At 62.4% G+C, this 25,638-nt stretch carries 17 protein-coding genes and 1 pseudogene; 14 read left to right on the plus strand and 4 right to left on the minus strand.

All coding sequences use genetic code 11. The features are described from left to right. Positions 1-708, plus strand: a pseudogene (locus tag HWY05_RS29035) (RHS repeat protein); the annotation flags it as partial. Further along, positions 708-1,223, plus strand: coding sequence for a hypothetical protein (locus HWY05_RS29040; RefSeq protein ID WP_035560366.1), 516 nt, complete (start codon positions 708-710; stop codon positions 1,221-1,223). The pseudogene HWY05_RS29035 and the gene HWY05_RS29040, both read left to right, overlap by 1 nt. A gap of 93 nt (positions 1,224-1,316) precedes the next feature. Here the strand turns inward: HWY05_RS29040 and HWY05_RS29045 are convergent, their stop codons facing one another. Then, on the minus strand, positions 1,317-3,479 hold the full coding sequence (locus tag HWY05_RS29045) for a phospholipase C, phosphocholine-specific (protein ID WP_035560363.1): 2,163 nt from the start codon (positions 3,477-3,479) through the stop codon (positions 1,317-1,319). Between the two features lie 141 nt (positions 3,480-3,620). Between HWY05_RS29045 and HWY05_RS29050 the strand changes: the two genes are divergently transcribed. The 6 genes from HWY05_RS29050 (at position 3,621) to HWY05_RS29075 (ending at position 12,274) form a co-directional block, all read left to right on the plus strand. After that, a complete protein-coding gene (locus HWY05_RS29050) occupies positions 3,621-3,950 on the plus strand; it encodes a hypothetical protein (RefSeq protein WP_176060481.1) in 330 nt (109 codons plus the stop codon). A gap of 155 nt (positions 3,951-4,105) precedes the next feature. Then, positions 4,106-6,115 (plus strand): amylo-alpha-1,6-glucosidase, encoded by a 2,010-nt coding sequence (locus HWY05_RS29055; RefSeq protein WP_176060482.1) that lies wholly within the window; start codon positions 4,106-4,108, stop codon positions 6,113-6,115. 51 nt (positions 6,116-6,166) lie between these two features. Further along, positions 6,167-8,992, plus strand: coding sequence for a glucosidase (locus HWY05_RS29060; protein ID WP_035560354.1), 2,826 nt, complete (start codon positions 6,167-6,169; stop codon positions 8,990-8,992). 196 nt (positions 8,993-9,188) lie between these two features. Continuing rightward, positions 9,189-10,811 (plus strand): glucose-6-phosphate dehydrogenase, encoded by a 1,623-nt coding sequence (gene zwf / locus HWY05_RS29065; protein ID WP_176060483.1) that lies wholly within the window; start codon positions 9,189-9,191, stop codon positions 10,809-10,811. A gap of 53 nt (positions 10,812-10,864) precedes the next feature. After that, a complete protein-coding gene (locus HWY05_RS29070) occupies positions 10,865-11,665 on the plus strand; it encodes an ROK family protein (protein ID WP_035560349.1) in 801 nt (266 codons plus the stop codon). Between the two features lie 39 nt (positions 11,666-11,704). Then, positions 11,705-12,274: a YbhB/YbcL family Raf kinase inhibitor-like protein gene (locus HWY05_RS29075; RefSeq protein WP_035560346.1), complete on the plus strand. Its 570-nt coding sequence runs from the start codon at positions 11,705-11,707 to the stop codon at positions 12,272-12,274. A gap of 15 nt (positions 12,275-12,289) precedes the next feature. On the opposite strand, the gene HWY05_RS29080 is transcribed toward HWY05_RS29075, so the two are convergent. After that, complete coding sequence (locus HWY05_RS29080; RefSeq protein ID WP_035560344.1) at positions 12,290-13,285, minus strand: aldo/keto reductase; 996 nt, start codon at positions 13,283-13,285, stop codon at positions 12,290-12,292. Between the two features lie 454 nt (positions 13,286-13,739). Between HWY05_RS29080 and HWY05_RS29085 the strand changes: the two genes are divergently transcribed. The 5 genes from HWY05_RS29085 (at position 13,740) to HWY05_RS29105 (ending at position 23,118) form a co-directional block, all read left to right on the plus strand. Continuing rightward, a complete protein-coding gene (locus HWY05_RS29085) occupies positions 13,740-15,944 on the plus strand; it encodes a TonB-dependent siderophore receptor (protein WP_176060484.1) in 2,205 nt (734 codons plus the stop codon). Between the two features lie 72 nt (positions 15,945-16,016). Further along, positions 16,017-16,700 (plus strand): Fe2+-dependent dioxygenase, encoded by a 684-nt coding sequence (locus HWY05_RS29090; protein WP_035560337.1) that lies wholly within the window; start codon positions 16,017-16,019, stop codon positions 16,698-16,700. Beyond that, positions 16,697-17,419: a PepSY-associated TM helix domain-containing protein gene (locus tag HWY05_RS29095; RefSeq protein ID WP_176060485.1), complete on the plus strand. Its 723-nt coding sequence runs from the start codon at positions 16,697-16,699 to the stop codon at positions 17,417-17,419. The genes HWY05_RS29090 and HWY05_RS29095 overlap by 4 nt, the downstream gene beginning before the upstream one ends. 362 nt (positions 17,420-17,781) lie before the next feature. Next, a complete protein-coding gene (locus HWY05_RS29100; protein ID WP_176060635.1) occupies positions 17,782-22,680 on the plus strand; it encodes a response regulator in 4,899 nt (1,632 codons plus the stop codon). Between the two features lie 123 nt (positions 22,681-22,803). Beyond that, positions 22,804-23,118: a high-potential iron-sulfur protein gene (locus HWY05_RS29105; RefSeq protein ID WP_035560331.1), complete on the plus strand. Its 315-nt coding sequence runs from the start codon at positions 22,804-22,806 to the stop codon at positions 23,116-23,118. A gap of 39 nt (positions 23,119-23,157) precedes the next feature. On the opposite strand, the gene HWY05_RS29110 is transcribed toward HWY05_RS29105, so the two are convergent. Together HWY05_RS29110 and HWY05_RS29115 are read right to left on the minus strand one after the other, a co-directional pair. After that, positions 23,158-23,508 (minus strand): DOPA 4,5-dioxygenase family protein, encoded by a 351-nt coding sequence (locus HWY05_RS29110; protein ID WP_035560328.1) that lies wholly within the window; start codon positions 23,506-23,508, stop codon positions 23,158-23,160. A 38-nt stretch (positions 23,509-23,546) separates the two neighbouring features. Next, positions 23,547-24,020: a GNAT family N-acetyltransferase gene (locus HWY05_RS29115; protein WP_176060486.1), complete on the minus strand. Its 474-nt coding sequence runs from the start codon at positions 24,018-24,020 to the stop codon at positions 23,547-23,549. Between the two features lie 566 nt (positions 24,021-24,586). Between HWY05_RS29115 and HWY05_RS29120 the strand changes: the two genes are divergently transcribed. Beyond that, positions 24,587-24,859: a DUF1488 domain-containing protein gene (locus tag HWY05_RS29120; RefSeq protein WP_035560322.1), complete on the plus strand. Its 273-nt coding sequence runs from the start codon at positions 24,587-24,589 to the stop codon at positions 24,857-24,859. Positions 24,860-25,638: the final 779 nt, after the last annotated feature.

Genomic DNA, 25,638 nt, shown 5'->3' on the forward strand with positions numbered 1-25,638 from the left:
CGGGTATTCAAGGCCCGGTGGGGCTACTCGCCGGATGGTGAGGTTGTTTCGCGAGTTGGGACGGTTGCAAGGAATGGCAGCGTTCTCGATCTGAATGACGGTACGGACATTCCGATCAGTAGCGAAGAGACTGACCAGTGGATCGATAACTACAACTATGGCGATTCGCCGGTTGGGCCGCCTGCGAATCTGCAGGGCGTGCGGCAGATGCTGCGGGCTGGAGGTTTTGCGGGGACGGGGATGGTTTGCGGCGATTGCCATTTCTCCGCGGGATTGATCGACGGGGCGGCGCGTGGGATTGCGTTTGTCTGGCGGCTCGCGCAGAACCCGGCGGTTCGATACGGGATCGGACAGGGTGCGAGAAAGGCGGCGGAGAACTGGGAGCGCATCAAGGCGTTGTGCAAGCCCGCTGCGGAGACGGAGGTCGATGGGATTCCGCCGGGTAGGATTACGTCGGAATACGTTGATATTACGGTGGGCTTCAGCAGGCGCAATATTCAGACCGATGTTGGCAAAGCTGAGTTTGAGGCAAACCTTGTCGAGAGCGGCTATGTACAGACGTTGAGTAAAGATGGTAAGACCGATATCTTCACCAAAGGCGATCTCAAGTACACCGTGCGTGAGAATTCGAAGTCCGGTGGACCTACGGCGGAGTACTTCCCTGTCGGTGCACAAAAACCAACCCTAAAAATTCGTTTGGGTAATTGATGAGTAACTTGGACTACATATACGATCGGGAAAAGTTCACGACGCTGTGGAGCCGAGCGACGGCTGGTGTTCAGTCTCTCGTGGGCAAATCTCGTGACGAACTGCTGTACTTCGATCCCATCGACATCGCGACGCAAAAGTTCTTCGAACTTATCCGGACGCTATTGACTTTCGAAGGAAAGACTGAATTCGCAACGGTGATTCTGAAGCCTGATCCTTTCAACTACTTCCACCATCATTTCGGTAAGTACCCAGGCTTCATTCATGGAAGCGAGAACACCGATGACGAGTACTTCAGTTTTTTGATGAAAAATCCGGGTGACAACATCGCAGACGCGCTGGGCGTGAACCACGAACACTACGTGATCATGCCGCTTGTGGGTAACTGGATAGCCTTCGGCGACAGGTCATGGGACACAGGCGTTTTCTACGGGCCGCCTGACATCATGGAATGTGCAAAGGATTTTTATCCCTTCTTTATTGCTCCTCTAGAGCAATTCCAGGTTGAGCCGTAGTCGATAGCAGATAGCCGCAAGAAAAAAGGCGCGAAAAATCCGCGCCTCTCTCATCGACTAAAGGGCTCCGTCCACCCACCAGGAGCCCACCCCTCAAATTCCCACTAAAACCGGCGCCACCGCCGCCGGATCGCTAATACTCGGCCGCCCATTCTCAACGTGCCCTGCCAGACGACGCGAGAAGCTGGCGTCGTCATTACTCGTCACCGTCAGGTCGTACCAGTGATGACTCGAAGCCAGCACCCACGCTTCTTCGATATGCGCCCCAGCCGGCACGAACACCGGACGCGTCCGCGCACCATACGCGTTGTCCGTCACCGTCAACCGCGCAACCCCACCCCCGCTATTGCTGAACTTCAAGAACACGTTCCCATTGGCCACGTCGTACTGCACCTTCACCTCGGGATGCGCCGGCTTCTCATGCCCACCCCAGCCCGCCACCTGCGAAGCTGTCGACGTTTGCGCAACTGCCAACTGCGTGTTCCCCGCAAACTTGCGCACAAAACCATTCGGCCCGAACACTTCGAACGCGTACACACCGCTCGTCGTCGTCAGATCGAAGGTCTCCTTCAGCGACTTACCCGCTTCAACCGTATAACGCCACGGACCATCCGTGCGATTCGTCCCGTAGACGTAGAAATGCGCGCCCTGGTCGCCGGTATTGCCGATCGAAATCTCGAACGTGTTCTGCTTCACGTCCGCATGGCCATTCACATGCAACTCATACGGCAACGCCCGCGCGAAACGAATGCCGCTTTCCTGCGGATCGATTGCACCCGGCGTTGCCGGCACCGTCGGCTTCGGCTGCGTCGCGCACTGGTTGTCCGCAACGCTCTTGTAGTTGCTCGTATCCGGCAACGGCGGCACTTTCGAATCGGGCGTGCGGAAGTCGAACGCGGTCGTCAGATCGCCGCACACCGCACGACGCCACGCCGTGATATTCGGCTCATACACCCCAAAACGCGCTTCAATAAAGCGAATCACCGACGTGTGATCGAACACCTGCGAGCATACAAAACCGCCCTTGCTCCACGGCGACACGATCGTCATCGGCACACGCGGGCCGAGGCCGTACGGCAGGCCATCCGCCGTATAGCTGCCGCCGCGCTGCGGATTGACCACGTTGTGAATCTCGCCGTCGGTGCTGACCGTCGACTGCCCTTGCGCAGGCGTCGTTGCCGGTTGCGGCGGCACGAGGTGATCGAAGAAGCCGTCGTTCTCGTCGTACATGATGAACAGCACGGTCTTGCTCCACACCTCGGGATTCGATGTCAGCGCATCCAGAATCTGCGACGTGTATTCGGCGCCATAGGCCGGCGTATAGCTCGGGTGCTCCGAGTACGCGGCCGGCGGGCACAACCACGACACTTGCGGCAACTGATTCGCCATCACGTCGGCCTTCAGATCGTCGATGGTACGCACGGTTTGCGCGCGCTCATACAACGGCGAACCCGGCTGTGCGTTGATGAAGTTCGTGAAATTCTGCAGGATGTTGGTGCCGTAATTGCCGTTCAACGGATCGGCACCGGTCAACCCTTGCTGATACACCTGCCACGAAATCCCCGCGGCTTGCAGGCGTTCCGGATACGTGGTCCACGACAGCAATTGGTAATTCGGCGGACCGTCGCCATCGACGAAATCGTTGTTGTCGAGCAGCGGGCCGCCCAGTGTGCCGCTCGGGTCGACCATGCCGCTCATCAGATACGCGCGGTTCGGGTGCGTCGGTCCCGGCAGCGAGCAGAAGTACGCGTCGCAAATGGTGAAGGCATCGGCCAGCGCGTAGTGAAACGGAATGTCGCTGCGCAGGTGATAACCCATCGTCATATCGGTCTTGTTGGCGGGCCACTGGTCGTAGCGGCCGCCGTCGATCGCGGCGTGAGTCTTGTACCAGGTGTGATCGAGATCGCCGACGCATTGCGCGCTGGTGGTCGCCGTGTTCAGATGGAACGGCAGCACCGGTTGCGTGGGGTCTTCCTTCGACGGTTGATACCACACCGGCTTGCCGCCCGGCAGCGGAATCGGGAAACGGTCGTTGTAGCCACGCACGCCGCGCAAATGGCCGAAATAGTGGTCGAACGAACGGTTCTCCTGCATGAACACGACGATGTGCTCGATATCGCGGATCGTGCCGGTGCGCGAAAACGCGGGCACGGCCAGCGCATTGCGAATCGACTCGGGCAGCGCGGTCAGCGCGGCAGCAGCGCCGGCGGAGGAAGCGACGGTCTGCAGGAAACGGCGACGGCTAGTTGATGTCATCGAATATCACCTTCTGCGGGGAGGAAGAATAGCGCGTCTGGCGCGCCGGTTGAATCGGGTTAGTTGCTGGTGGCGCTGTCGCCGGGTGCGTAATGCATCACCGGCGCGACCTGCTGGCTGTCGGCGGCGAGACTGGCCTGCATGTTTTGCGCGATCGGATCGGACGCGGCAGCGGCGGCGCTCGTGCTCGCGTTTGCATTTGCATTTGCATTCGCGCCGAGCGTTGAGGATGTGTTGAGGATTGGTGCCGCGGGCAAGGCGGCGCGTTGGGGCGCGTCGCCATTGGCGGCGGTCATGCCTTTGGAAGATGCTGAAGGCGCGGTGTTCGACGCGGAATCGTCGGCACCGCAACCGGTCAATACCCGTACTGCAATTGAAATTACAACGACGCTCGCGAAGCTTTTGTCTCTTCTCATGTCGGCATCCAGTTTCGTGAAAGCGGATGCAGTCTCTATTCCTTTCAAGAAATAATTGTGAAACGTTTGCGAGTGGTAAATCTTGCGTAGTTGCGTTGGATTTTAGAAAGGAAATGGAAAGTGATAAGAAGGACAATGGTCACCGAAGCGCCACATGCCGGCAGTCGAGGCATCCCTAACGATTGACGGCTGTGCGTAACCGATAACTTCATGACACGCATCGAACGACCTTTCGACATCACGCGTTTCGAAGACGAATGGCTGGAGGCGGATGGCTTCGGCGGCTTTGCCTCGGGCACTGTGGGCACGCTGCGCACGCGCCGTTATCACGCGCTGCTGCTGACGGCAACGCGCGCACCGGGCGGGCGAATGGTGCTCGTCAATGGTGTGGAGGCGTGGGTCGAGGCGAATGGACAGCGGTTTCCGCTGAGCATGCAGCGCTATGTGCCCGATGTGATCTATCCGGATCTCACAACGCGTCTTATCGCGTTCGATACATCGCCGTGGCCGACGTGGCGCTTTGAGCTCGATGCGCAGAGGGTGCTGATCGCAGAAGTGTTCGTTAGCAAAACGACGCGCGAAACGGTATTGCGTTGGCGGCTTGAGGACATAGGAGCGGCTTCTGAAGAAATGAATGCACCGACGCTCAAAGTCAGGCCGCTGCTTTCGGGCCGCGACTATCACGCGTTGCATCACGAGAATCCGGCATTCAACTTCAACGCGCAGACCAGCGACGATCGCGCATGCGTCAGTTGGCAACCCTATGGCGACGTGCCGGTGATCCATGCAGCGACAAATGGCGCGTACACGCACGCGCCCGATTGGTATCGCGACTTCTGCTACGTTCGCGAGCAGGAACGCGGTTTGGACTTCAGCGAAGATCTAGCGACGCCGGGCGTGTTCAGCTTCGATCTCGCGAAGGGTGAAGCGGTGCTGATTCTCACCGCGATCGTCGAAAGCGCCGCTAACGCAAGCACACCATCGCAGCAGCAGCCCACATCGAACGCACAACTCACCGCCACCCACGCGACCGAACTTGCCAGCATCGAACAACAACGCCGCGCCGCGCTCGGCACGCGCCTGCAGCGTTCCGCCGACGCCTACGTCGTCGCCCGCAACGAAGGTCGCACGATCCTTGCGGGCTTTCCATGGTTCACCGACTGGGGCCGCGATACGTTCATCGCAATGCGCGGCTTGCTGATCGCGTCGGGCCGTCTCGACGAGGCCGAAGCGATCCTGCTCGAATGGTCCGGCACCTTGTCCGAAGGCATGTTGCCCAATCGCTTCCCCGATTACGGCGACACGCCGGAATACAACTCGGTCGATGCCTCGCTGTGGTTCATCGTCGCCGTCCACGACTATCTGACCACGCAGCACGCCAGCGCTGCCACCGCGCAGCGCCTGCAACAGGCCGTCGAGGCCATCCTCGCAGGCTACACAAAAGGCACGCGCTTCGGCATTCAGGCTTCGGCAGAAGATGGCCTGCTGAGCGCCGGTGTCGCCGGCGTGCAGCTCACGTGGATGGATGCAAAAGTCGGCGACTGGGTGGTGACGCCACGCATCGGCAAACCAGTCGAAGTACACGCGCTCTGGATCAACGCGTTGCGCATTGCAGCAATCTGGAATCCGCAGTGGCAGGCATCCGCCGCCCGAGCGTTGCAAGCGTTTCATGAACGCTTTATCGATCCGTCGACGCAAGGGCTGTTCGACAACATCGACGTCGACCACGTGAACGGCACGGTCGACCACGCGATCCGGCCAAACCAGATTTTTGCGGTAGGCGGACTGCCGTTCCCGTTACTCGAGGGCGCCGCGGCCCGCGCCGTGCTCGATCAGGTCGAAGCGCAGCTGCTCACGCCGCTTGGCTTGCGAACGCTTGCACCGTCCGATCCCGCCTATTGCGGGCACTACGGCGGCCCGCCGCTCGCACGCGATGGCGCCTACCATCAGGGCACGGTTTGGCCATGGCTGCTCGGTCCATTCGTCGAAGCGTGGCTGCGGGTTCACGGCACTGCAACAGAAGCCCGCAGCGAAGCCAGAACGCGCTTTCTCGACCCGCTGGTCGCGCATCTCGATCACGCGGGGCTCGACCATCTATCGGAAATCGCCGACGGCGATGCACCGCATGCGCCGGCCGGCACCCCGTTTCAGGCCTGGTCGCTCGGCGAGTTGCTGCGCATTGACAATCTACTTGCCCGCCTGGAGCCCGTTGGCGTGTAAACCGCGCTACGATGTGTGTCCCGCTGCCAAGCCTGATGCAAGGACGGAGTCATGCCACCGCTGCGCGCTGCGAATCTGCTCGCCACTCTTGAAGGTTCACGCCTGCATTCGGCCGACTGTGCCCACTGGCAGCGCTGGGGGCCGTATCTCAGCGAGCGTCAGTGGGGCACGGTGCGGGAGGATTACAGCCCGGACGGCACCGCGTGGGATTCCTTTCCGCACGACCATGCGCGCAGCCGCGCATACCGTTGGGGCGAAGACGGCATTGCCGGTTTCGGCGACGACAAACTGAGCTGGTGTGTGTCGCTCGCGCTGTGGAACCGCAAGGATCCGATCCTGAAAGAGCGCCTGTTCGGCCTCACCAACGCGCAGGGCAACCATGGCGAGGACGTGAAAGAGTTGTACTTCTACGTCGACGGCACGCCCACGCATTCGTATATGCGGATGCTCTACAAGTACCCGATCGCGGCTTTTCCCTACGACGACCTGGTGCAGGAAAACGGCCGCCGTGGCGCCGACATGCCGGAGTATGAAATTCTCGACACCGGCGTGTTCGACGATTGCTGCTATTTCGATGTGCAGGTCGAATACGCGAAGCACGCGCCCGACGACATCCTGATGCGCGTGACGATCAATAATCGCGCGGACCAGGCCGCTTCGCTCGATGTGCTGCCGCAGATCTGGGCGCGCAATTCGTGGTCGTGGAAAGAGAACAAAGACAAACCGTCGTTGACGGCCGGCACGGATCACAACGGCAACGCGCAACTGGTTGGCCATCAGCATGGCCACGAGCCGATCGTGGTGACGGCCTGGTCGAAAGACGCGCCGCAGGTCGACTGGCTGTTCTGCGAGAACGACACCAACGTCAAGCGCCTGTTCAATATGGACGGCACAGGTCCGTTCAAAGACGGCTTCAACGACTACCTGGTCCATGGCGACGAACAGGCGGTGCGTCGCGACAAAGGCACGAAGGCCGCTGCGCATGCATCGATCGAACTCGGCCCGCACGGGCGCGCGGTGGTGTACATGCGCTGGCGTCCGCAATCGAGTCCCGACGACGTGCTGCTCGATGCCGACGCAGTATTCGCGCACCGCATTGCCGAAGCCGACGAATTCTATGGCGCGCTGCAACACGAAATCGCCGACCCCGACGCGCGTCTCGTGCAGCGTCAGGCGCTCGCCGGCATGCTGTGGTCGAAGCAGTACTACCAGTACGACGTGCAGCGCTGGCTCGACGGCGATCCGCTGCAACCCACCCCGCCCGCGAGCCGCAAAAAAGGCCGCAACACGGACTGGCGGCATCTGTGCAACGCGGACATCGTGTCGATGCCCGACAAGTGGGAGTACCCGTGGTACGCATCGTGGGACCTGGCGTTTCATGCCACCGCGTTCGCACTGATCGATCCCGCGTTTGCCAAACGTCAATTGCTGCTGCTGGTGAAGGACCGCTATCAGCATCCGAACGGTCAGATACCCGCTTACGAATGGGCGTTGGGCGACGCCAATCCGCCGGTCCATGCGTGGGCCGCGTGGCGCGTGTATGAAATCGACCGTGCGCTGACCGGCAAGGCGGATCGCGATTTTCTGGAACTCGTTTTTCACAAGCTGCTGCTGAACTTCTCGTGGTGGGTCAACCGCAAGGACGCCGACGGTCACAATATTTTCCAGGGCGGCTTTCTCGGCCTCGACAACGTCGGCATTTTCGATCGCTCTTCGCCGCTGCCCACCGGCGGTCATATCGATCAGGCCGACGGCACTGCGTGGATGGCCGCGTACGCGCTCGACCTGATGCGTATCGCGCTGGAACTCGCCTATGCGAACCATGTGTTCGTCGACATCGGCGTGAAGTTCTTCGAGCACTTCCTGTATATCGCCGAAGCCGTGAGTTGCGACGACGGCTGCGACACCGGCCTCTGGGACTCGGAAGACGAGTTCTTCTACGACAAGCTGCGCCTGCCCGACGGCAGCAACGTGCCCTTGCGGCTGCGGTCCATCGTTGGGCTGATTCCGCTGTTCGCCGTGCATGTGCTCGAACATCGTCTGCATGGCGGCTTGCCGGGGCTGCGCGAACGTCTGACCTGGTTCCTCGAACATCGGCCCGATCTGGCGCGGCTCGTCTCTCGCTGGAACGAACCCGGCAAGAGCAATGCGCTGCTGCTCTCGCTGTTGCGCGGGCATCGCATGAAAGCGCTGCTGCGCCGCGCGCTCGACGAAAGCGAATTTTTGTCCGATCACGGGGTGCGGGCGCTGTCGCGGGTTCATCGCGACCAGCCGTTCGTGTTCAATCACAACGGCGACAGCTTCACCGTCAAATACCTGCCGGCCGAATCGGACTCGCGCGTGTTCGGCGGCAATTCGAACTGGCGGGGTCCGGTGTGGATGCCGATGAACTATCTGCTGATCGAATCGCTGTACGAATTCCATCGCTATTACGGCGACGATTTTCGTGTGGAGTATCCGACTGGGTCGGGGCAGAAGTTCTCGCTCAGCGAAATCGCCGATGAACTCGCGCGCCGCTGCACGACACTGTTCCTCAAGAACAAAGATGGCGAGCGTCCGGTGATGGGCGCGTATCCGTTGCTGCAGGCCGACCCGCATTCGCGCGATCTGGTGTTGTTCCATGAGTACTTTCATGGCGACAACGGGCGTGGCGTGGGCGCTTCGCATCAGACCGGCTGGACCGGGCTGGTTGCGCTGCTGCTGCAGCCGCGTGCCATGGCTGCATCGGGCAATGTGCCGTTGACCGGCGAGGGCGACCAGGCGCCGATTCCGACCGGGCCCAATGCGCAGGCCGCGACGCCGGCGTGCCCGACGGAGGCTGCGTCTGCTGCAACACCCGAGCCGGCACCCGCACTCGTTACCGCAGTGACCAAATAACGAGCCGAGCAAACCGCGCACTAGCAAGAGTCGCAACGTAGCAAGCCGTGGGCCGCGACGCCCGGCGTGCAGGTTACATAAACCCTACACGCCAGCGTGCGAGCCCGATTGTGGAGTCGTTTTTGAACTGTGTGGCTTCAAGCGTGGTCTTTCATGTACCGCCACGTCCGTTCCATTGGCTTCCTGAGTGAATCCCATGTCGACTACACCGAATACTCCCGCTTCCAATCACCCCGCCACCGCTGCCGAACCGAGCTGCAAAGTCAGCGTGAGTCCGCACGACGCGCCGTCCGTACCCGCGTCGCCGGCCGGCAAGCGGCCCGCACCGCCTTGCACGCTGGTGATCTTCGGCGCCGGCGGCGACCTGACCAAACGACTGCTGATGCCGGCGCTCTACAACCTCGCCGTGGATGGCCTGCTCGACGACGGCATGAAAATCGTCGGCGTGAATCACGGCGAGCGCGAGACGAGCGCCTGGCGCGACGATCTGCACAAGTCGCTCGAACAGTTCGCCGCCGACAAAGCCAGCACCTTCCACGCCGGCAAGCTCGACGACAAAGCGTGGGACTGGGTCGGGCAACGCCTCGAATACATGGCCGGTGAATTCGAGACCGACGACGTCTTTACGAAGCTGAAGCAAAAGCTCGATCAGGCGAAGGGCGGCAACGTGATTTTCTATCTCGCCGTCACCTCGCGTTTCTTCAAACCGATTGTCGAACGCCTCGGCAAAGCGGGTCTGCTGAAAGAAGGCGAGGGCGAAGGCGGATTTTTCCGCCGCATCGTCGTGGAAAAACCGTTCGGCACCGATCTCGCGTCGGCGCGCGATCTGAACGCGCACATCCTTTCGTACGCGGACGAATCGCAGGTGTACCGCATCGATCACTTTCTCGGTAAAGACACCGTGCAGAGCATTCTCGCGGTGCGCTTCGCGAATGCGCTGTTCGAACCGATCTGGCGGCGCGAATACATCGACAGCGTGCAGATCACGGCGGCGGAAACGATCGGCGTGGAAGGGCGCGGCAAGTTCTACGAGCAGACCGGCGCGTTCCGCGACATGCTGCCGAACCACCTGTTCCAGTTGCTCGGCATGGTCGCGATGGAACCGCCCAATTCGTTCGACGCCGAAGCCGTGCGCGACAAGAAGGCCGACATCATGCATGCGATCCAGCCGCTGACCGCCGACGACGTCGTGTTCGGTCAATACGAAAAAGGTCCCCCGGGTGTCGGCTATCGCGAGGAACCGGACGTGGCGCCCGACAGCACGACGGAAACCTACGCGGCCGCGCGTGTGTTCGTCGAGAACTGGCGCTGGGCCGGCGTGCCGTTCTATCTGCGCACCGGCAAGCGGCTGGCCGCGCGGCGCACGGAAATCTCGGTGCAACTGAAGCCGGTGCCGTTCCGGTTGTTCCGCGACACGCCCGTCGACGCGCTCACACCGAACGTGCTGACCTTGCGTATCGATCCGGCGCACGGCACGAGCTTCGACTTCAACGTCAAGACGCCGGGACCGATCATGCAGGTGGGCGCGGTGCAGTCGTCGTTCGACTATGCGGACTTCTTCACCGAGCGCGCGAACGTCGGCTACGAGACCTTGCTCTATGACTGCATGCTCGGCGACGAGACGCTGTTCCAGCGCGCCGACAGCATCGAAACCAGCTGGGCCGCGGTAGAGGACGTGCTGCATCCGAAAGACGGCGGCGCGATGCCGGTGCATGGCTATGCGTCCGGCAGCGAAGGACCGGCGGAGGCGGACGCGCTGCTCGCGCGCGACGGCCACGCATGGCGGCCATTGAAACAGGCTCCAGTCGAAAAGAAGTGATTCCATCACGCGCATCAACATAATCGGGGGACACCGTGGCAACACGCAAAACCGTGGCAACGCGTAAGACGAAGGTGACGAGCAGCACTGAGCGGATTCTGGCGATCGACGTCGGCGGCACCGGTCTGAAGGCCGCGATCATCGACGCCGACGGTCAGATGAAAACCGAACGCGTGCGGGTCGCGACGCCGCATCCGTGTACGCCGGATCAACTGGTGGATGCATTGGCGAAGCTCGCCGGTCCGCTGATCGAACAGGAACCGCCTACGTTGATGTCGATCGGCTTTCCGGGTGTGGTGCGCAACAACCGCATCCTGACCGCGCCGCATTTCGGCGTGGAGGGTTGGCACGACATTCCGCTCGCGGATTCGTTGGCGCAGCGTTTGGGCGGTTTGCCGGTGCGCATGATCAACGACGCCGAGATGCAGGGCTTCGCCGCGATCGAAGGGCACGGCCTCGAATTCGTGCTGACGCTCGGCACGGGCGCGGGCACGGCTATGTTCCGCGACGGCGAGTTGATGCCGCATCTCGAACTGGCCCACCACCCGGTCAGCAAGAAAGGCGTCGCGTACGACGAATACATCGGCGACGCCGCGCGCGACAAGATCGGGAATAAAACGTGGAACCGGCGCGTTAAGAAGGTGATCGGGATTCTCAGCGCGCTCGTGAACTACGACAAGCTGTGGATCGGCGGCGGCAATGCGGCACGCCTCACGTTCGATTTGCCGGCCAACGTGGCGACCGTTTCGAACGACGCGGGTATCGAAGGCGGCGCGCGCCTGTGGCACCCGAAGTCGTTCCGCGAGACGCGGCAATTGCCGGAAGCGACGGCGCGGACGGGCCGATTCAAATGACCTTGAAGCCGTGAACGCATAAAAAAGGGGGAATTCACGATGATCCGCAACGGCCACTTTGACCTCGCACGACGTCTGCTTTCCGTGGGCGTGTGCGCGGCCTTAGCGCTGGCAGCAACCCATGGCCGCGCGGCCGAAGCGTTCGCGGTTTCGTCGCCGGGTCTGGCCGACGGCGGCACGCTGGATTCGAGCCACGCCGCGAGCGCGAACAATTGCGGCGGCGGCAACGTGTCGCCGGCGCTGCAATGGCGTAATGCCCCTGCGGGCACGAAGAGCTACGCGGTGACGATCTTCGATCCGGACGGCGCGAAGGGCCTGGGCATCGTGCATTGGATCGTGTATGGCGTCGCGGCTTCGACCACATCGCTCGGCGTCGGCGGCAGTTCGCCGCCCGGCAGCGTCTCCGGAACGAATCGCACGGGCGGCCCGGGATACTACGGTCCGTGTCCGCCCGTCGGCGAGGTGCCGCATCACTACGTCGCGCAGGTCTACGCGCTCGATCTGGCGCCTGACGCGTTACCCGCCGGGCTGACGCGCGACGCGTTGCTCGCGGCCATGAAGGATCATGTGCTCGCCGCGTCGAGCACCGTGCTGCGCTACGGGCGATAAATCAAATCGCTGCGCCTAGCGCGCCGCGTCGCCCCAGCGGTATTCCACGCTCGCCTCGTCGAGCTGCGTTTTGATCTGCGCGTCGAGCACCAGCTCCGAAGCCGCGAGCGTGTCGCTCAATTGCTCCGCACGGCTCGCGCCGATAATCGCCGACGTGATCTGCGGATTCGCCAACACCCACGCCAACGAAACGCGCGTCAACGATTCGCCGGTCGGCGCCACGATCGCCTGCAGGCGCTCGATCGTGTCGAACTCGCGCTGATGCCAGTAACGCGCCTGATACATCGCGCCGGCCTTGCCGACGGTCTCGGTGAAGCGCCCCGTGGTCGGCGTGGCTTCCAGCTTGTGCTTGCCGGTCAGCAAGCCCCCCGCGAGCGGGTTATACGGCATCACGGCGAGATGCTCTTCGGCGGCCAGCGGCAGCAACTCCCGCTCGATCTGGCGGAATAGCAGGTTGTACCGCGGCTGCACCGAAACGAAACGCGCCACGCGCAACACGTCGGCGCGGCCCAACGCGCGCGCCAGCCGGTACGCGAGGAAATTCGACACACCGACATAACGCGCTTTGCCGGATCGCACGATCACGTCTAGCGCTTCGAGCGTTTCGTCGAGCGGCGTGTTCGCGTCGTCGGAATGGAGCTGATAGAGGTCCACGTAGTCGGTGCCGAGGCGGCGCAGCGACGCGTCGATCGCATCCAGCAGATGTTTGCGCGATGCGCCTTGATCCCACGCCGAGGGCCCCATCTTGCCGACGGCTTTCGTCGCGAGAATGAAGCGGTCGCGCTTGCCCTTCAGCCAGCGCCCGACGATTTCCTCCGTGCGTCCGGCCAGACCCTCGCCGCCACCGAGCGGATACACGTTGGCCGTATCGATGAAGTTCACGCCGGCCTCCGCGGCCGTGTCGAGAATGCGCTGCGAGGCCTCTTCTTCAGTCTGCAGGCCGAAGGTCATCGTGCCGAGACAAAGTCGCGACACGTTCAGCCCTGTGCGGCCGAATTGGCGGTATTGCATGGTCAACTCCGAAGTGAACGGAACAGTGAGGACAGACGGTGTTGCAAAAAGGATAAACCGTGTCGTGATTTCGTGTCGGCGGTCGGGCTGGCAAACTGTTGTCTATTTGAAAGCTGGCTTATACCGAATGCCTTTCAATCGCATTGATCAGCTTTACTCCTGCCTTGTCTAACGTTTACAAACCAGTAATAAAACAAACTCTCTGCAACATTGAAAATTACGTTATCCCTACGTTCGTAACGTGCCGAAATAAACCGATTACACGAAGTAAGAGACGCCGACGTTGATGCAAATTTATGCGTATGGAATGATATCGATTCTCATTTAACCATCAGCCAGCCATCCCGTCGTCTCTGCGTCACTCAGGAGACCGGCAGCCAGCCAAATGCAGCTTTGTCATTGATCGCATGCGAAGACATGCGAATCCGGCAAGTGCACCTCCGACGGGATTTCCATGTTCAACCACACGCCGCTTGCGACCGCGTTAGCGCTAGCCTTTGCCATTCCTTTCGCGACCCCGGCCGTCGCGCAGACTGCCGCGCAAGCCACGACGCAGCCGTCGACCGGCAAAGCCGCAAACGCGAGCGCCCCCACTGCCGCCACCGACAGCGGCACGCTGCCGACCATCGGCGTCGCGGCGCAGGCTGAACAACAGGACTTCCAGGCGGAAAAATCGAATGTCGGCGCGAAGACGCCCACCGCGTTGCGCGACATTCCGCAGACGGTTGCCGTCATCAATAAAGACTTGCTCGCTTCGCAAGGCGCCACGTCGTTCCAGGACGCGCTGCGCAATGCGCCGGGCGTGACGATCGGCGGCGCCGAAGGCGGCCAGATCGGCAACAACATCAACCTGCGCGGCTTCACCGCGCAGAACGATATCTATCTCGACGGCTTCCGCGATCGCAACCAGTACTATCGCGACACCTTCGACCTCGAAGAACTCGAAGTGCTGTACGGTCCGTCGTCGATGTTGTTCGGCCGCGGCTCCACGGGCGGCGTGATCAACCAGGTCAGCAAGAAGGCGAACCTGAAGGATTCGGCGGAAGTCACGGGAATGATCGGCACCGACGACCGCTATCGCAGCACCGTCGACGTGAACCACAAGCTGACCGACACCGCGGCGATTCGCCTGAACGCGTTCGGCCAGAGCCTCGGCTCGACGCGCGACGAGATGAAGAACAAGGACTACGGCATCGCGCCGGAGGTGCGTTTCGGGATCGGCACGCCGACCGAAGTGACGCTGTCCGCGCTGATCCAGCACAACTACGATATGCCCGACTACGGCGTGCAAGCGTTGAACGGCCGTCCGTCGCCGGTGCCGAAGAACACGTTCTACGGCCTGACCACCGACCGCACGATCCAGGACGTGCAGACGTTCACCGCCGCGATCAAGCACAAGTTCTCCGACGCGCTCACGCTGACCAACCAGACGCAGTTCTCGCATTCCCTGACCGACGCGCGCGAAACCGCGCCGCAATCGGTGCTGACAGGTCCGCTTTCCAGCAGCACCGCGCTGGTCAACGGCAATTTCACGAGCTTGTCGCCGTCGCAACTGTTCATCAAGTTGCAAAGCCACGACCGCGTGATCGAGAACCACTCGCTGTACAACGACACCACGGTCGAATACAAATTCGACACCGGCCCGATCAAGCACGACCTGATCGCGGGCGTCGAACTCGGCCACGACAGCTACTCGAATCAGGCCTACACGCGTAACAACCTGCCGGTCGTGACGATGCTGAACCCGGCGTATCTGTCCTCGCCGGCGGGTGTCACCACGACAGTCGGCAACTACGCGAATTCCGGCTCGAATGAAATTGCCGGCTATGTGAACGACACCATTTCGCTCGGTCAGCACTGGAAGGTGATTGGCGGTTTGCGTTGGGATCGCTTCCAGGCGCAGATCCACAACTCAATCAGTCTGCCGGCTTACGCGAGTCAAACCAACTTCTTCACCAGCGTTCGCGCCGGCGTGATTTATCAGCCGACCGACTGGCAGTCGTACTACGTGTCCTACGGCACGTCGTTCGACCCGTCGCTCGAAGCGTTGACTGTCACCAACCTCACGCAGAATCTGGCGCCGGAGTCGACCAAGTCGTATGAAGTGGGCGGCAAGTGGGATCTGCTCGGCGGCAATCTGTCGGTGAATTCGGCGTTCTTCCGCGAGGAAATGACCAACGCCCGCACCCAGGTTTCGCCCACCGAATACGAACTCGACGGCGATATTCGCGTGGACGGTTTCCAGGCCGGCGTCACCGGTCACATCACCGACAAGTGGCAAATCTTCGGCGGCTATACGTACATGGACGCCGTGGTCCTGAAGGCGCTCGACGGGACGCAAGGGCACACGCCGGCCAATACACCGCGCAACACGCTGACGCTCTGGACCACCTACGCGATCACGCCGCATTGGGAAATTGGCGGTGGCCCGACGTATATGTCGCCGCGCTATGCGTCGAACACGAACTATGTTCAGGTGCCGGGCTACACGCGCTGGGATGCAACCGCCGCTTACCATGCGAAGAAATACGACGTGCGCCTGAACCTGCTGAACCTGACCAACAAGCAGTACTACGACGGTCTGATTCAATCGGACGGCGGCCGCTCCGTGCCGGGCATTGGACGTACGCTGCTGGCCACGTTCGACTACCGCTTCTGATGTAAGCCGAACGGTTGCGTTAGGCTTGCCGTTTTCGATCGAAAACGGCAAGCCCACGCCAAGGAAACACTTATGTTGCTGCAGATTCCGAATGTACTGAACGCCGAGCAATTGCGCTTCGTGCGCGAGCGGCTCGATCAGGCTGGCGACGCCTGGGTCGACGGTCGCGCGACCGCCGGCTATCAGGGCGCGCCGGTCAAGCGCAACCAGCAGATCGCCGAGCACACGCCGCTGGCGCGCGAACTCGGCGACGTGATTCTCGCGGCGGTCGAACGGCACCCGCTGTTTATCAGCGCGGTGCTGCCGAACCAGGCGTACCCGCCGCTCTTCAATCGTTACGAGAGCGGCATGACGTTCGGCAGTCACGTCGACGGCGCGGTGCGCGTGTTGCCCAACGGCGTGAAGCTGCGCACCGACGTCTCGGTGACGCTGTTCATTTCCGAGCCCGATGAATACGACGGCGGCGAACTGGTGATCGAAGACACCTACGGCGTGCAGCAGGTGAAGCTGCCGGCCGGCGACATGATCGTTTATCCGGCCACGAGTCTGCATCAGGTGACGCCGGTCACGCGTGGCGCGCGGCTCGCCAGTTTCTTCTGGGTGCAAAGCCTCGTGCGCAGCGACACGCAGCGCGCGTTGCTGTTCGACATGGACACCGCGATTCAACGTCTCAATGCCACCCATGCCGACGATGCCGCGCGCCGCAGCCTCGTCGGCTGTTATCACAACCTGTTGCGTACCTGGAGCGAAACGTGAGCGTACCCGAGGCAATCGACCTTCAACCGGCCACGGGCCTCGACCTTGCCGCGCGCGAGCCGCAGCGGCTCGGCGACAGCGAACTGAAGGCGCGGCAGCAGCGCTCGCGCCGCGCCACCTTCGTCAAATGGCTGCGCAAGGTGCACGGCTGGATCGGTTTGTGGGGCGCGGCGCTGGGGCTGCTGTTCGGCACCACGGGCTTTTTGCTGAATCATCGCGGCGGGCCGTTGAAGGTCTCGACCGGCGAGCCGCAAGTGTCGACGATGCAAGTGCCGTTGCCGCAACCCGTGCCGGAAACGCCGCGCGAGTTGGGCAAATGGCTGAAGCACGAATTGAAGCTGACCGGCACGCCGGGACGCGTGCAGAAAGAGCCGTCGCATCCGGTCGCGTGGGGCGATCGCAGCGTCGTGCAGCCGGAGCACTGGCAGCTCAATTTTGCGTCGCCGCATGAAAATACGTCGGCCGAGTACTGGGTCGGCAACGGCTACGTAACGGTCAGGCGCAGCGACAACACGTTTCTCGCGATGCTGACGAATCTGCACAAGGGCGTCGGCTTGAGCGTCGGCTGGGTACTGCTGATCGATACGCTGGCGGGCAGCATCATTCTGCTGTCGCTGACCGGCGTGCTGCTCTGGACCGAGCTGAACAAACGCAAGACGGTGGGCGCTGTGCTGGTGCTCGGATCGATCGTCGCGGCGGTTTGTGTGGGGCTGCTGTAGGCCTGATTTCACGACGCGGTGGGCAAGGATTCGGTCGGGAAGATCGCCTTGCCCGTGCGTGTTGTTGAAGTACGTTTTACCGGCAATTTGCCGCCAACCCTCCCTCTCTTTCGTCCTTGCGAAGTGTGCCGTCCGGCGGCCCGCGCCGGGACGCAAAAACCCCCGCTGCTTCAGGCGTTAAGGCGCCTCTCGACTTCCTCCGACGGCTCGCGACGTGCGAGAATCGCGCTAGCATAATTGCGCCGTTTTGCACCCGCCGTCCATCGTCTCGGGCACCCGCTCCGCAACGGGGCGCCGCACGATCGTGACACCGCAGTGTCGAGGAGATCACGTTGAAAGAGCCGGACAGTTTCACGTCGGATATGCCGTCGACTTCCCAGGCCGTACCGCCGTTTTTGTCCGGCGGCGGCGAACTCGGCGCGCTCATTCGCGCTTACGACTGGACGCAGACGGCGCTGGGCGCGCCGGAGAACTGGCCGCAAGGGCTCAAGCTCGCGATCCGCATCATGCTGACTTCGCGGCAACCCATCTGGATCGGCTGGGGCGACGAGCTCATCAAGTTTTACAACGACCCGTACAAGTCGATCATTGGCGGCAAGCATCCGGTGGCGCTCGGTCAGCCCGCGCGCGTGGTGTGGCGCGAAATCTGGACCGAGATCGAGCCGTTGCTGAACACCGCGATGACCGGCACCGAAGGCATTTTCGTCGAACAGCAGTTCCTCATCATGGAGCGCAACGGCTTCCCCGAGGAAACCTATTACACGTTCTCCTACAGCCCGATTCCCGGCGACGACGGCGAGCCCGGCGGCATTCTCTGCGCCAATAGCGACGACACGCTGCGCGTGGTCGGCGAACGCCAACTGGCGCTATTGAAGGAACTGGCGGCGGTCAGCCCCGACGGCCGCGACTGGCGCGAGGCGTGCGAACTGAGCGCGCGTGCGTTGAAGTCGAATCAGCAAGACATTCCTTTCGCGTTGCTGTACGCCGCCGAACCCGGCAGCGAGACGGCCACGCTCGTCGCGTCGAGCGGCGTCGAGCCGGGTCATCCGGTGGCGCCTGCATCGCTCAGTCTCGCGAATCAATCGGCGTGGCCCGTCGCCGACGTATTGAAGATCCAGGTTCCGCAAATGGTGCGGGGCTTGACGCAGCACTTCGGCACCGAGGCGCCGCGCGGTCCGTGGCATATCGCGCCCGAGCAGGCCGTGATTTTGCCGGTCTCGCCGGGCAGCGAAACGACACAAGCCGTGGTGCTGATCGCCGGTCTGAACCCTTGCCGCCTGTTCGACGACGCTTACCGCAGCTTTCTGAACCTGACCGCCGGCCAGATCGGCGCGGCGATCGGCTACGCGCAGGCCTATGCAGAAGAGCGGCGGCGCGCGGAGGCGCTGGCCGAAATCGACCGCGCGAAGACCACGTTCTTCTCCAACATCAGTCACGAATTCCGTACGCCGTTGACGCTGATGCTCGGTCCGCTCGAAGAATTGCTCGCCAAACCGCAACGGGAGGCAAGCGCGGCAAACGCAGCGCCCGGCGGCAGCAACGAGATCGACGACCGCGCGCTGATCGAGATCACGCATCGCAACGGCTTGCGTTTGCTGAAGCTGGTTAACGCGCTGCTGGATTTTTCGCGGATCGAGGCGGGGCGCATTCAGAGTCGCCCGCTGCCTACCGATGTCGCCGCCTTCACGGCTGAACTCGCGTCGCTGTTCCAGTCCGCGATCGAGGCGGCTGGCCTGCGGCTCGAGATGGAGATTCCTGCCGCGCCCGTGGTCGTGCAACTCGACCGCGAGATGTGGGAAAAGGTCGTGATGAACCTGCTGTCGAACGCGTACAAGTTCACGTTCTTCGGCACGATCCGGGTGACGGTGCGCGCGATCGAAGGCGAAGGCGTCGCGATCAGCGTGACGGATACCGGCATCGGCATTGCGGAAGAAGAGGTGCCGCGCCTGTTCGAGCGCTTTCACCGCGTGGCGGGCGCGCCGGGCCGTTCGGTCGAAGGCAGCGGCATTGGGCTCGCGATGGTGCAGGAGCTGGTCAAGCTGCATGGCGGCACGGTGCAAGTGGACAGCGTGCTCGGCGAAGGCGCGTGCTTCACGGTCACGCTGCCGCGCGGCGCCGTGCCGGCTCAGGCCGAAGACGAAGCCGTGCATGCCGCGATGAGCCAGCACGCGCGCACGTATGTCGACGCGGCTTTGCGCTGGAGTCCGGAGAACGAAATTCTCGCGGACGCGCCGGTTGCCGCCACCCAGTTTGGTGACACGACAGGTTCCGGCGCGGCGCCGGCGACTGCCGCGCGTCTGCTGGTGGTCGACGACAACGCGGATTTGCGCGAGTACATGAGCCGGATTCTGCGCGCGGCAGGCCACGACGTGCAGCTCGCCGCCGACGGCCAGGCCGCGCTCGACGCCGCGCGCGCGGCGCCGCCGGATCTGGTGCTGTCCGACGTGATGATGCCGCGCCTCGACGGTTTCGGTCTGCTGCGTGAATTGCGTGCCGATCCCGTGTTGCGCGATACGCCGGTGCTGATGCTGTCCGCCCGCGCGGGGGAAGAATCGCGCGTCGACGGTATCGAGCACGGCGCCGACGACTATCTGACCAAGCCGTTTTCCGCCCGTGAATTGCTGGCTCGCGTAGCCGGCAATTTGCAACTGGCCCGCTTGCGTCGCGAGACCGAGATGAAGCTGCGCGAGGAATCGCGCACGCTGGAAATTCTCAATCGCGTGGGCTCGACAGTCGCGGCTGAACTCGATCTGAGCCGCGCGGTGCAGATCGTGACCGACGCGGCCACCGAACTCACCGGCGCCGCGTTCGGCTCGTTTTTCTACAACGTGCTCGACGACCACGGCGGCAGCTACACGCTTGACACGCTGTCCGGCGTGCCGAAAGAAACCTTCGACCGCTTTCCGATGCCGCGCAACACGGCGGTGTTCGCGCCCACGTTCAGCGGCGCGGGGATCGTGCGCGTCGACGACATCACGCAGGACCCGCGCTACGGCCACAACGCGCCGCATAGCGGCACGCCGGAAGGCCATCTGAAGGTGCGCAGCTATCTGGCCGCACCGGTGCAGTCGCGTAGCGGCGAAGTGGTGGGCGGGTTGTTCTTCGGCCACCCGGAGCCCGGCGTGTTCACCGAACGCGCCGAGCGGATCGTCACCGGCATCGCCGCGCAGGCGGCGATTGCAATCGACAACGCGCGTCTCTATCAGGCCGCGCAAACCGAGATCGCCGAGCGCACCAAGGCGCAGGACGCGCTAAGCGATCTGAACGAGACGCTGGAACGCCGCGTGATCGAAACGGTGGCGGACCGCGATCGTCTGTGGGAGTTGAGCGAGGATCTGCTGGTGGTGGCCGATATAGAAGGCCGCTTGCAGCGCGTGAGTCCGTCGTGGAGCACGGCGCTCGGTCACAACAGGCACTGGCTGCTGTCACGCTCGTACGTCGATCTGGTGCATCCGGACGACGTCGACGTCGTCGCCGCGCATCTGGCCGAATTGCGTCGCACCGGCGTGCCGGTGCGCTACGAGAACCGCTTCAAGCGGATCGACGGCACCTGGCGCTGGGTCGCGTGGACGCTCGCGCTCGATCCCGATACCGCACGAATTCACGGCGTGGGTCGCGACGTCACCGCCGACAAGGAAACCACCGAGGCGCTGCGTCACGCCGAAGAAGCGTTGCGCATGGCGCAGAAGATGGAGGCGATCGGCAAGCTCACGGGCGGCGTCGCGCATGACTTCAACAATCTGCTGCAGGTGATCGGCGGCAATCTGCAACTGCTCGCGAAAGACGTCGCGGGCGCGGAGAAAGCCGAGCAACGCGTGCGCAATGCACTGGCGGGCGTGGCGCGTGGCGCTAATCTCTCGTCGCAATTGCTCGCGTTCGGACGGCGTCAGCCGCTCGCGCCGAAGGTCGTTAATCTCGGCCGTTTCGTGCGTGGACTCGACGATATGCTGCGGCGCGCGCTGGGCGACGGCGTCGAGATCGAGACCATCGTGTCGGGCGGCTTGTGGAATACGCTGGTCGATCCTTTCCAGGTCGAAAACGCGCTGCTCAATCTCGCGATCAATGCACGCGACGCGATGAGCGGCCACGGCAAGCTGACGATCGAGGCCGGCAACGCCGCGCTCGACGACGCGTACGCCAAGCGTAACGCCGAGGTCACGCCAGGCCAGTACGTGATGCTCGCGGTCACGGATACCGGCGCGGGGATGTCGGCGGAAATCCGCGAGCGCGTCTTCGAACCGTTCTTCACGACCAAGCCGGAAGGTCAGGGCACCGGTCTGGGCCTGAGCATGGTGTACGGCTTCGTCAAGCAGTCCGGCGGCCACGTGAAGATCTATAGCGAAGAAGGGCACGGCACGACCATTCGCGTTTATCTGCCGCGTGTGCGCCAGGAAGAGGATCTCGAAACCAATATCGACGCGGGCCCGGCAAAGGGCGGTACGGAAACGATCCTGGCGGTCGAGGACGACGAGGAAGTGCGTACCACCGTGGTTGAAATGCTGTCCGATCTCGGCTATCGCGTGCTGAAGGCGAAAGACGCGCAGAGCGCGCTGGCGATCGTCGAAAGCGGCGTGCCGATCGACATGTTGTTCACCGACGTGGTGATGCCCGGCGCGCTGCGCAGCACCGAACTCGCGCGCAAGGCGCGCGAGCGGCTGCCGGCGATCGCGGTGCTGTTCACGTCGGGCTATACGGATAACGCGATCGTGCATTCCGGGCGGCTCGACGAAGGCATCGAATTACTCAGCAAGCCGTACACGCACGAGGCATTGGCGCGCAAAGTCCGCTATGTACTGCAGACGCAGAATCCGCAAGCGGCCGAGATTGCGGAAGCGGAGCGGCATCTTCTGGAGGTCGACCCGCCGCTCGCGGCGGATAGCGCCGACAGTTTTGCGGCGAGCGCGCGGCTGCGGATTTTGCTGGTGGAAGACGACGAGCTGATCCGCGTGAGTACGGCCGAATTGCTGCGCACGTTTGATTTCGACATTCTGGAGGCCGAAGGCGAGCGTGAAGCGAAGCAACTGCTGCGCGACCACGCAATCGACGTGATGCTGACCGATGTGGGGCTGGTGGGCAAATCGGGCGTGGAGCTGGCGCTGGACGTGTGTCGCGAACGGCCCGATCTGCGGGTGATCTTTCTGACCGGTTACGACCTCGTGCTGACGCCGGAACAGCGCAAGGTGTTGCCGCACGCAATGCTGCTGCGCAAGCCCTACGAAATGCTGGATCTGATCGATGCGCTGAAAACGCCGCTGAGCTAGGCGGGTAACGCTGGGGGCCTGCTAGAAGAGCTTGCCAGCGTGCCGCCCTGCCAGCGGAAAAGCGGCGGCTCGCGCTAGAATCGTCGCGCTTGAAGTGAGTCCCCCACTTCCTATCGGATCATCATGAAAACATCGCGCCGCCAATTTCTGTTGAGGCTCAGCGTGGGCGTCGGCTCATCGCTCGTTCTGTCCGGCGTCGCGTTGGCCGACCCCGCGAACACGCTCAGCGAAACCGACCCGAAGGCGCAAGCCGTCGGCTATAAAGCAGACGCCTCGAAGGTCGACAAGGCGAAATATCCCGGCTACGCGGCGGGACAAAATTGCGGCAACTGTTCGCTGTTTCAGGGCAAAGCCACCGATACCTACGGCGGCTGCACGCTGTTCGGCGACAAGCAGGTCGCCGCACGCGGCTGGTGCGATTCGTATTCGAATATGTGACGGGCTTTGGGGCCGCGGTTTTGAGCCGCGGTTTAGCCGTTACCCCAACGCGCTCAATACCAGCTCATGCGAACGGCCGATCCATACCGCCGCGTCGCGATGATCGCTTAACGAATCACCCGTATTCGGGTGCAGGAACACGTCGAGCGCGCCGTGATTCAGCGTGAGCCAGCCGACCAGTTCCGCGAAATGCTCGGGCGCGAACGCGAGTTGGTACGACCACATAGGGTGCGGCCCAACCGGGCGCTCGTGAAAGCGGCCCAATTCCAGCTTGCCGTTCCAGTGCGCTTCCACGATCTCGCGAAAGGCCCACGCGGCGTCGCGGCTGCTCGCGTCGAAATAGATGTGGGCGTGCCAGCTCTCTATGGCTGAGGTGTCGCGAAGGTTCATGACAGGGTCCGTGGTGAGGTTCAGTCTTTATCCGACATTTATTCTGCTTCAGTTTCCGCCGACGCGCGTGGCGCGTATCGCATGTAAAACTGCATCTCATCTTCGCCGTCGATCTCGAAGCCGAGACGATCATACAGGCGCTTCGCCGGATTGCCTTTGAGCACCTTGAGCGTGACGGGCAGCGCATCGGTCTGCGCGATCCGCAAAACCGATTGCAGCGCGCGTTCGCCGATGCCACGCCCTTGCTGCGCCGGCGCGATTTGAACTTGCACGATGACCCACTCGGTGTCGGTGCGATACGCTTTCAGCAAGCCGGCCGGCGCGCCGTCGATGCAAATCACCTGCGCCGCGTCGTAGCGATGCAGCAGGCGCGCGCGATGGGCGGCGTCGTCCGTGGGTTCGCCGGCGCGGCTCAGATGCTCCGTCATCGTGGCTTTGCGCAGTTCGAATAGAAAGGCTTCGTCGGCGTGTGTCGCGGGACGCAAGGTGAGGACGGGTTCTTGAACAGACATGTGGAGAGCGTTGGCGGCGCACACGCCGCAGGTAAGAATGGCTGTGAATTGTCGCGTGTGCTGCGCTTTTTTACCATGCTGCGACGTTTCGGCTTTTCAACTTTCTGCTTCAGCGACGTTGTCGGCGCGATAAGCGTATGGTCGGCGCCGACATCCATCGGCGCGATTTACGGCGCGCGGCATCAGGCGCGGTCGGCATTTGCGGCTCGCGAGGCGGGTCGCACGCTCGGCCGGGCCCGTGTGAGTCGCGCTCGCCGGGTTCAGCACAGACGCTTTGGTGTTTATTGGCATGGGCTTTGCTTTTGCCTAAGCCGCGGATTGGTGTACGCGGGTTCGACACCGCGCGCGCCAAACGTCGAACCACCGACGCACGTCTTCACCCGACACGGATTCATTGACCACGGCATTGCGCGTGGGTGCCGGCGCGTGCGGCGATCGTGGCGACAGAACCGCGCGGATGGGATGAGTCGACATAACGGAACGCCGGGCCTGCGTTTCCATTCAGTTTTATGCGCTGTCATTCGTTCAAGACGGCGAACGGCTTAACGAACATTGCGAGGTGGGCTATGGAGATTATCGAGTTTGAACCCAGTGTCTCGGCAGATGGACGCGCGGTGATTTTCCAGCTTTCGACGCGAGGCCGGGACCTCGAGTGCGCCGTCACACGTGAAGCGTTGGAGCAGCATTTCTGGCTGCAACGCGGCGCGGGTGAGGCGCGCATTCTGAAGACGTTCGCGGACGGCCGTCAACGCATTACCGCAGTCGCGGAAAGAAAGATGCTCGCGCGGCCGGGCGAAAAAGTCCTGCTGACCATCGGCGATTTCGTCGCGCGCGGCTGACGGCTGTCGCGGTTCCGTCTGACGAATTTGCGCTCGAATCGGTGTTTGAATCTGTGTTACGCCGATTCGCCAAATTAGGCCGCCAATTCCCCTCGCTTCGCCCAATTGCATTCGCAACGGCTCACATAAACTGTTTTCCATGGCGCGACAAATCACCGAGCCCATCGACGCGGTCTCCCCCCGCGTTGTTTTGAACCGTACCGTTGATGGCAGTGTGCCGCGGTTGTCGAACGCGGCAGGGCAGTAACGCAGCAGGAAGTCGAAGCAATGGAAAACGGCGCGCAGCAGTGCGATAAGCGCGCGAAGTAGCAGGGGGTTGCGGCCAGGTGGTGTTGAAGGCGAGGGACCCGGCGGCGATTGAGTGGTAGGTCAGTAGCGACGGTTTTTGCAGCAGATGTTCACGTAGTGGCAGTTCCAGCAGTAAATGTTGATGTGATGCAGCAACCGCTTCTGCAGTAGCAGTTGAAGTAGCAACAGCGTTTTAGCTTTGATGGTTAGAGGTCCGCAAGCATCCACGCGCATGTGCGACTGTTCCATCCTGTCCGGCCCTGTTCCTTTGCGGGAACAGGGTTTTTTTTCGTCGACGGCGCGCGGCGTGACTTGTATTCCGCGAGTTCGAACCGATATGCGAGCGTTGAATTAATGCCGCGCCCGGTTGCCGGCAGCGAGCAGGTAGGGCGGCAGGATGCCGCAGCTCAACCCGCCGTTCGGGTGTTTAAGTCTGTCTTAATAGTCGCTTGCCATGATGGCTTCACAGACTCGCATTAAGGGCCTGTCAG

It is taken from the genome of Paraburkholderia sp. BCC1876 (genome assembly GCF_902833695.1).
In the GTDB taxonomy this organism is placed as follows: Bacteria; Pseudomonadota; Gammaproteobacteria; order Burkholderiales; family Burkholderiaceae; genus Paraburkholderia.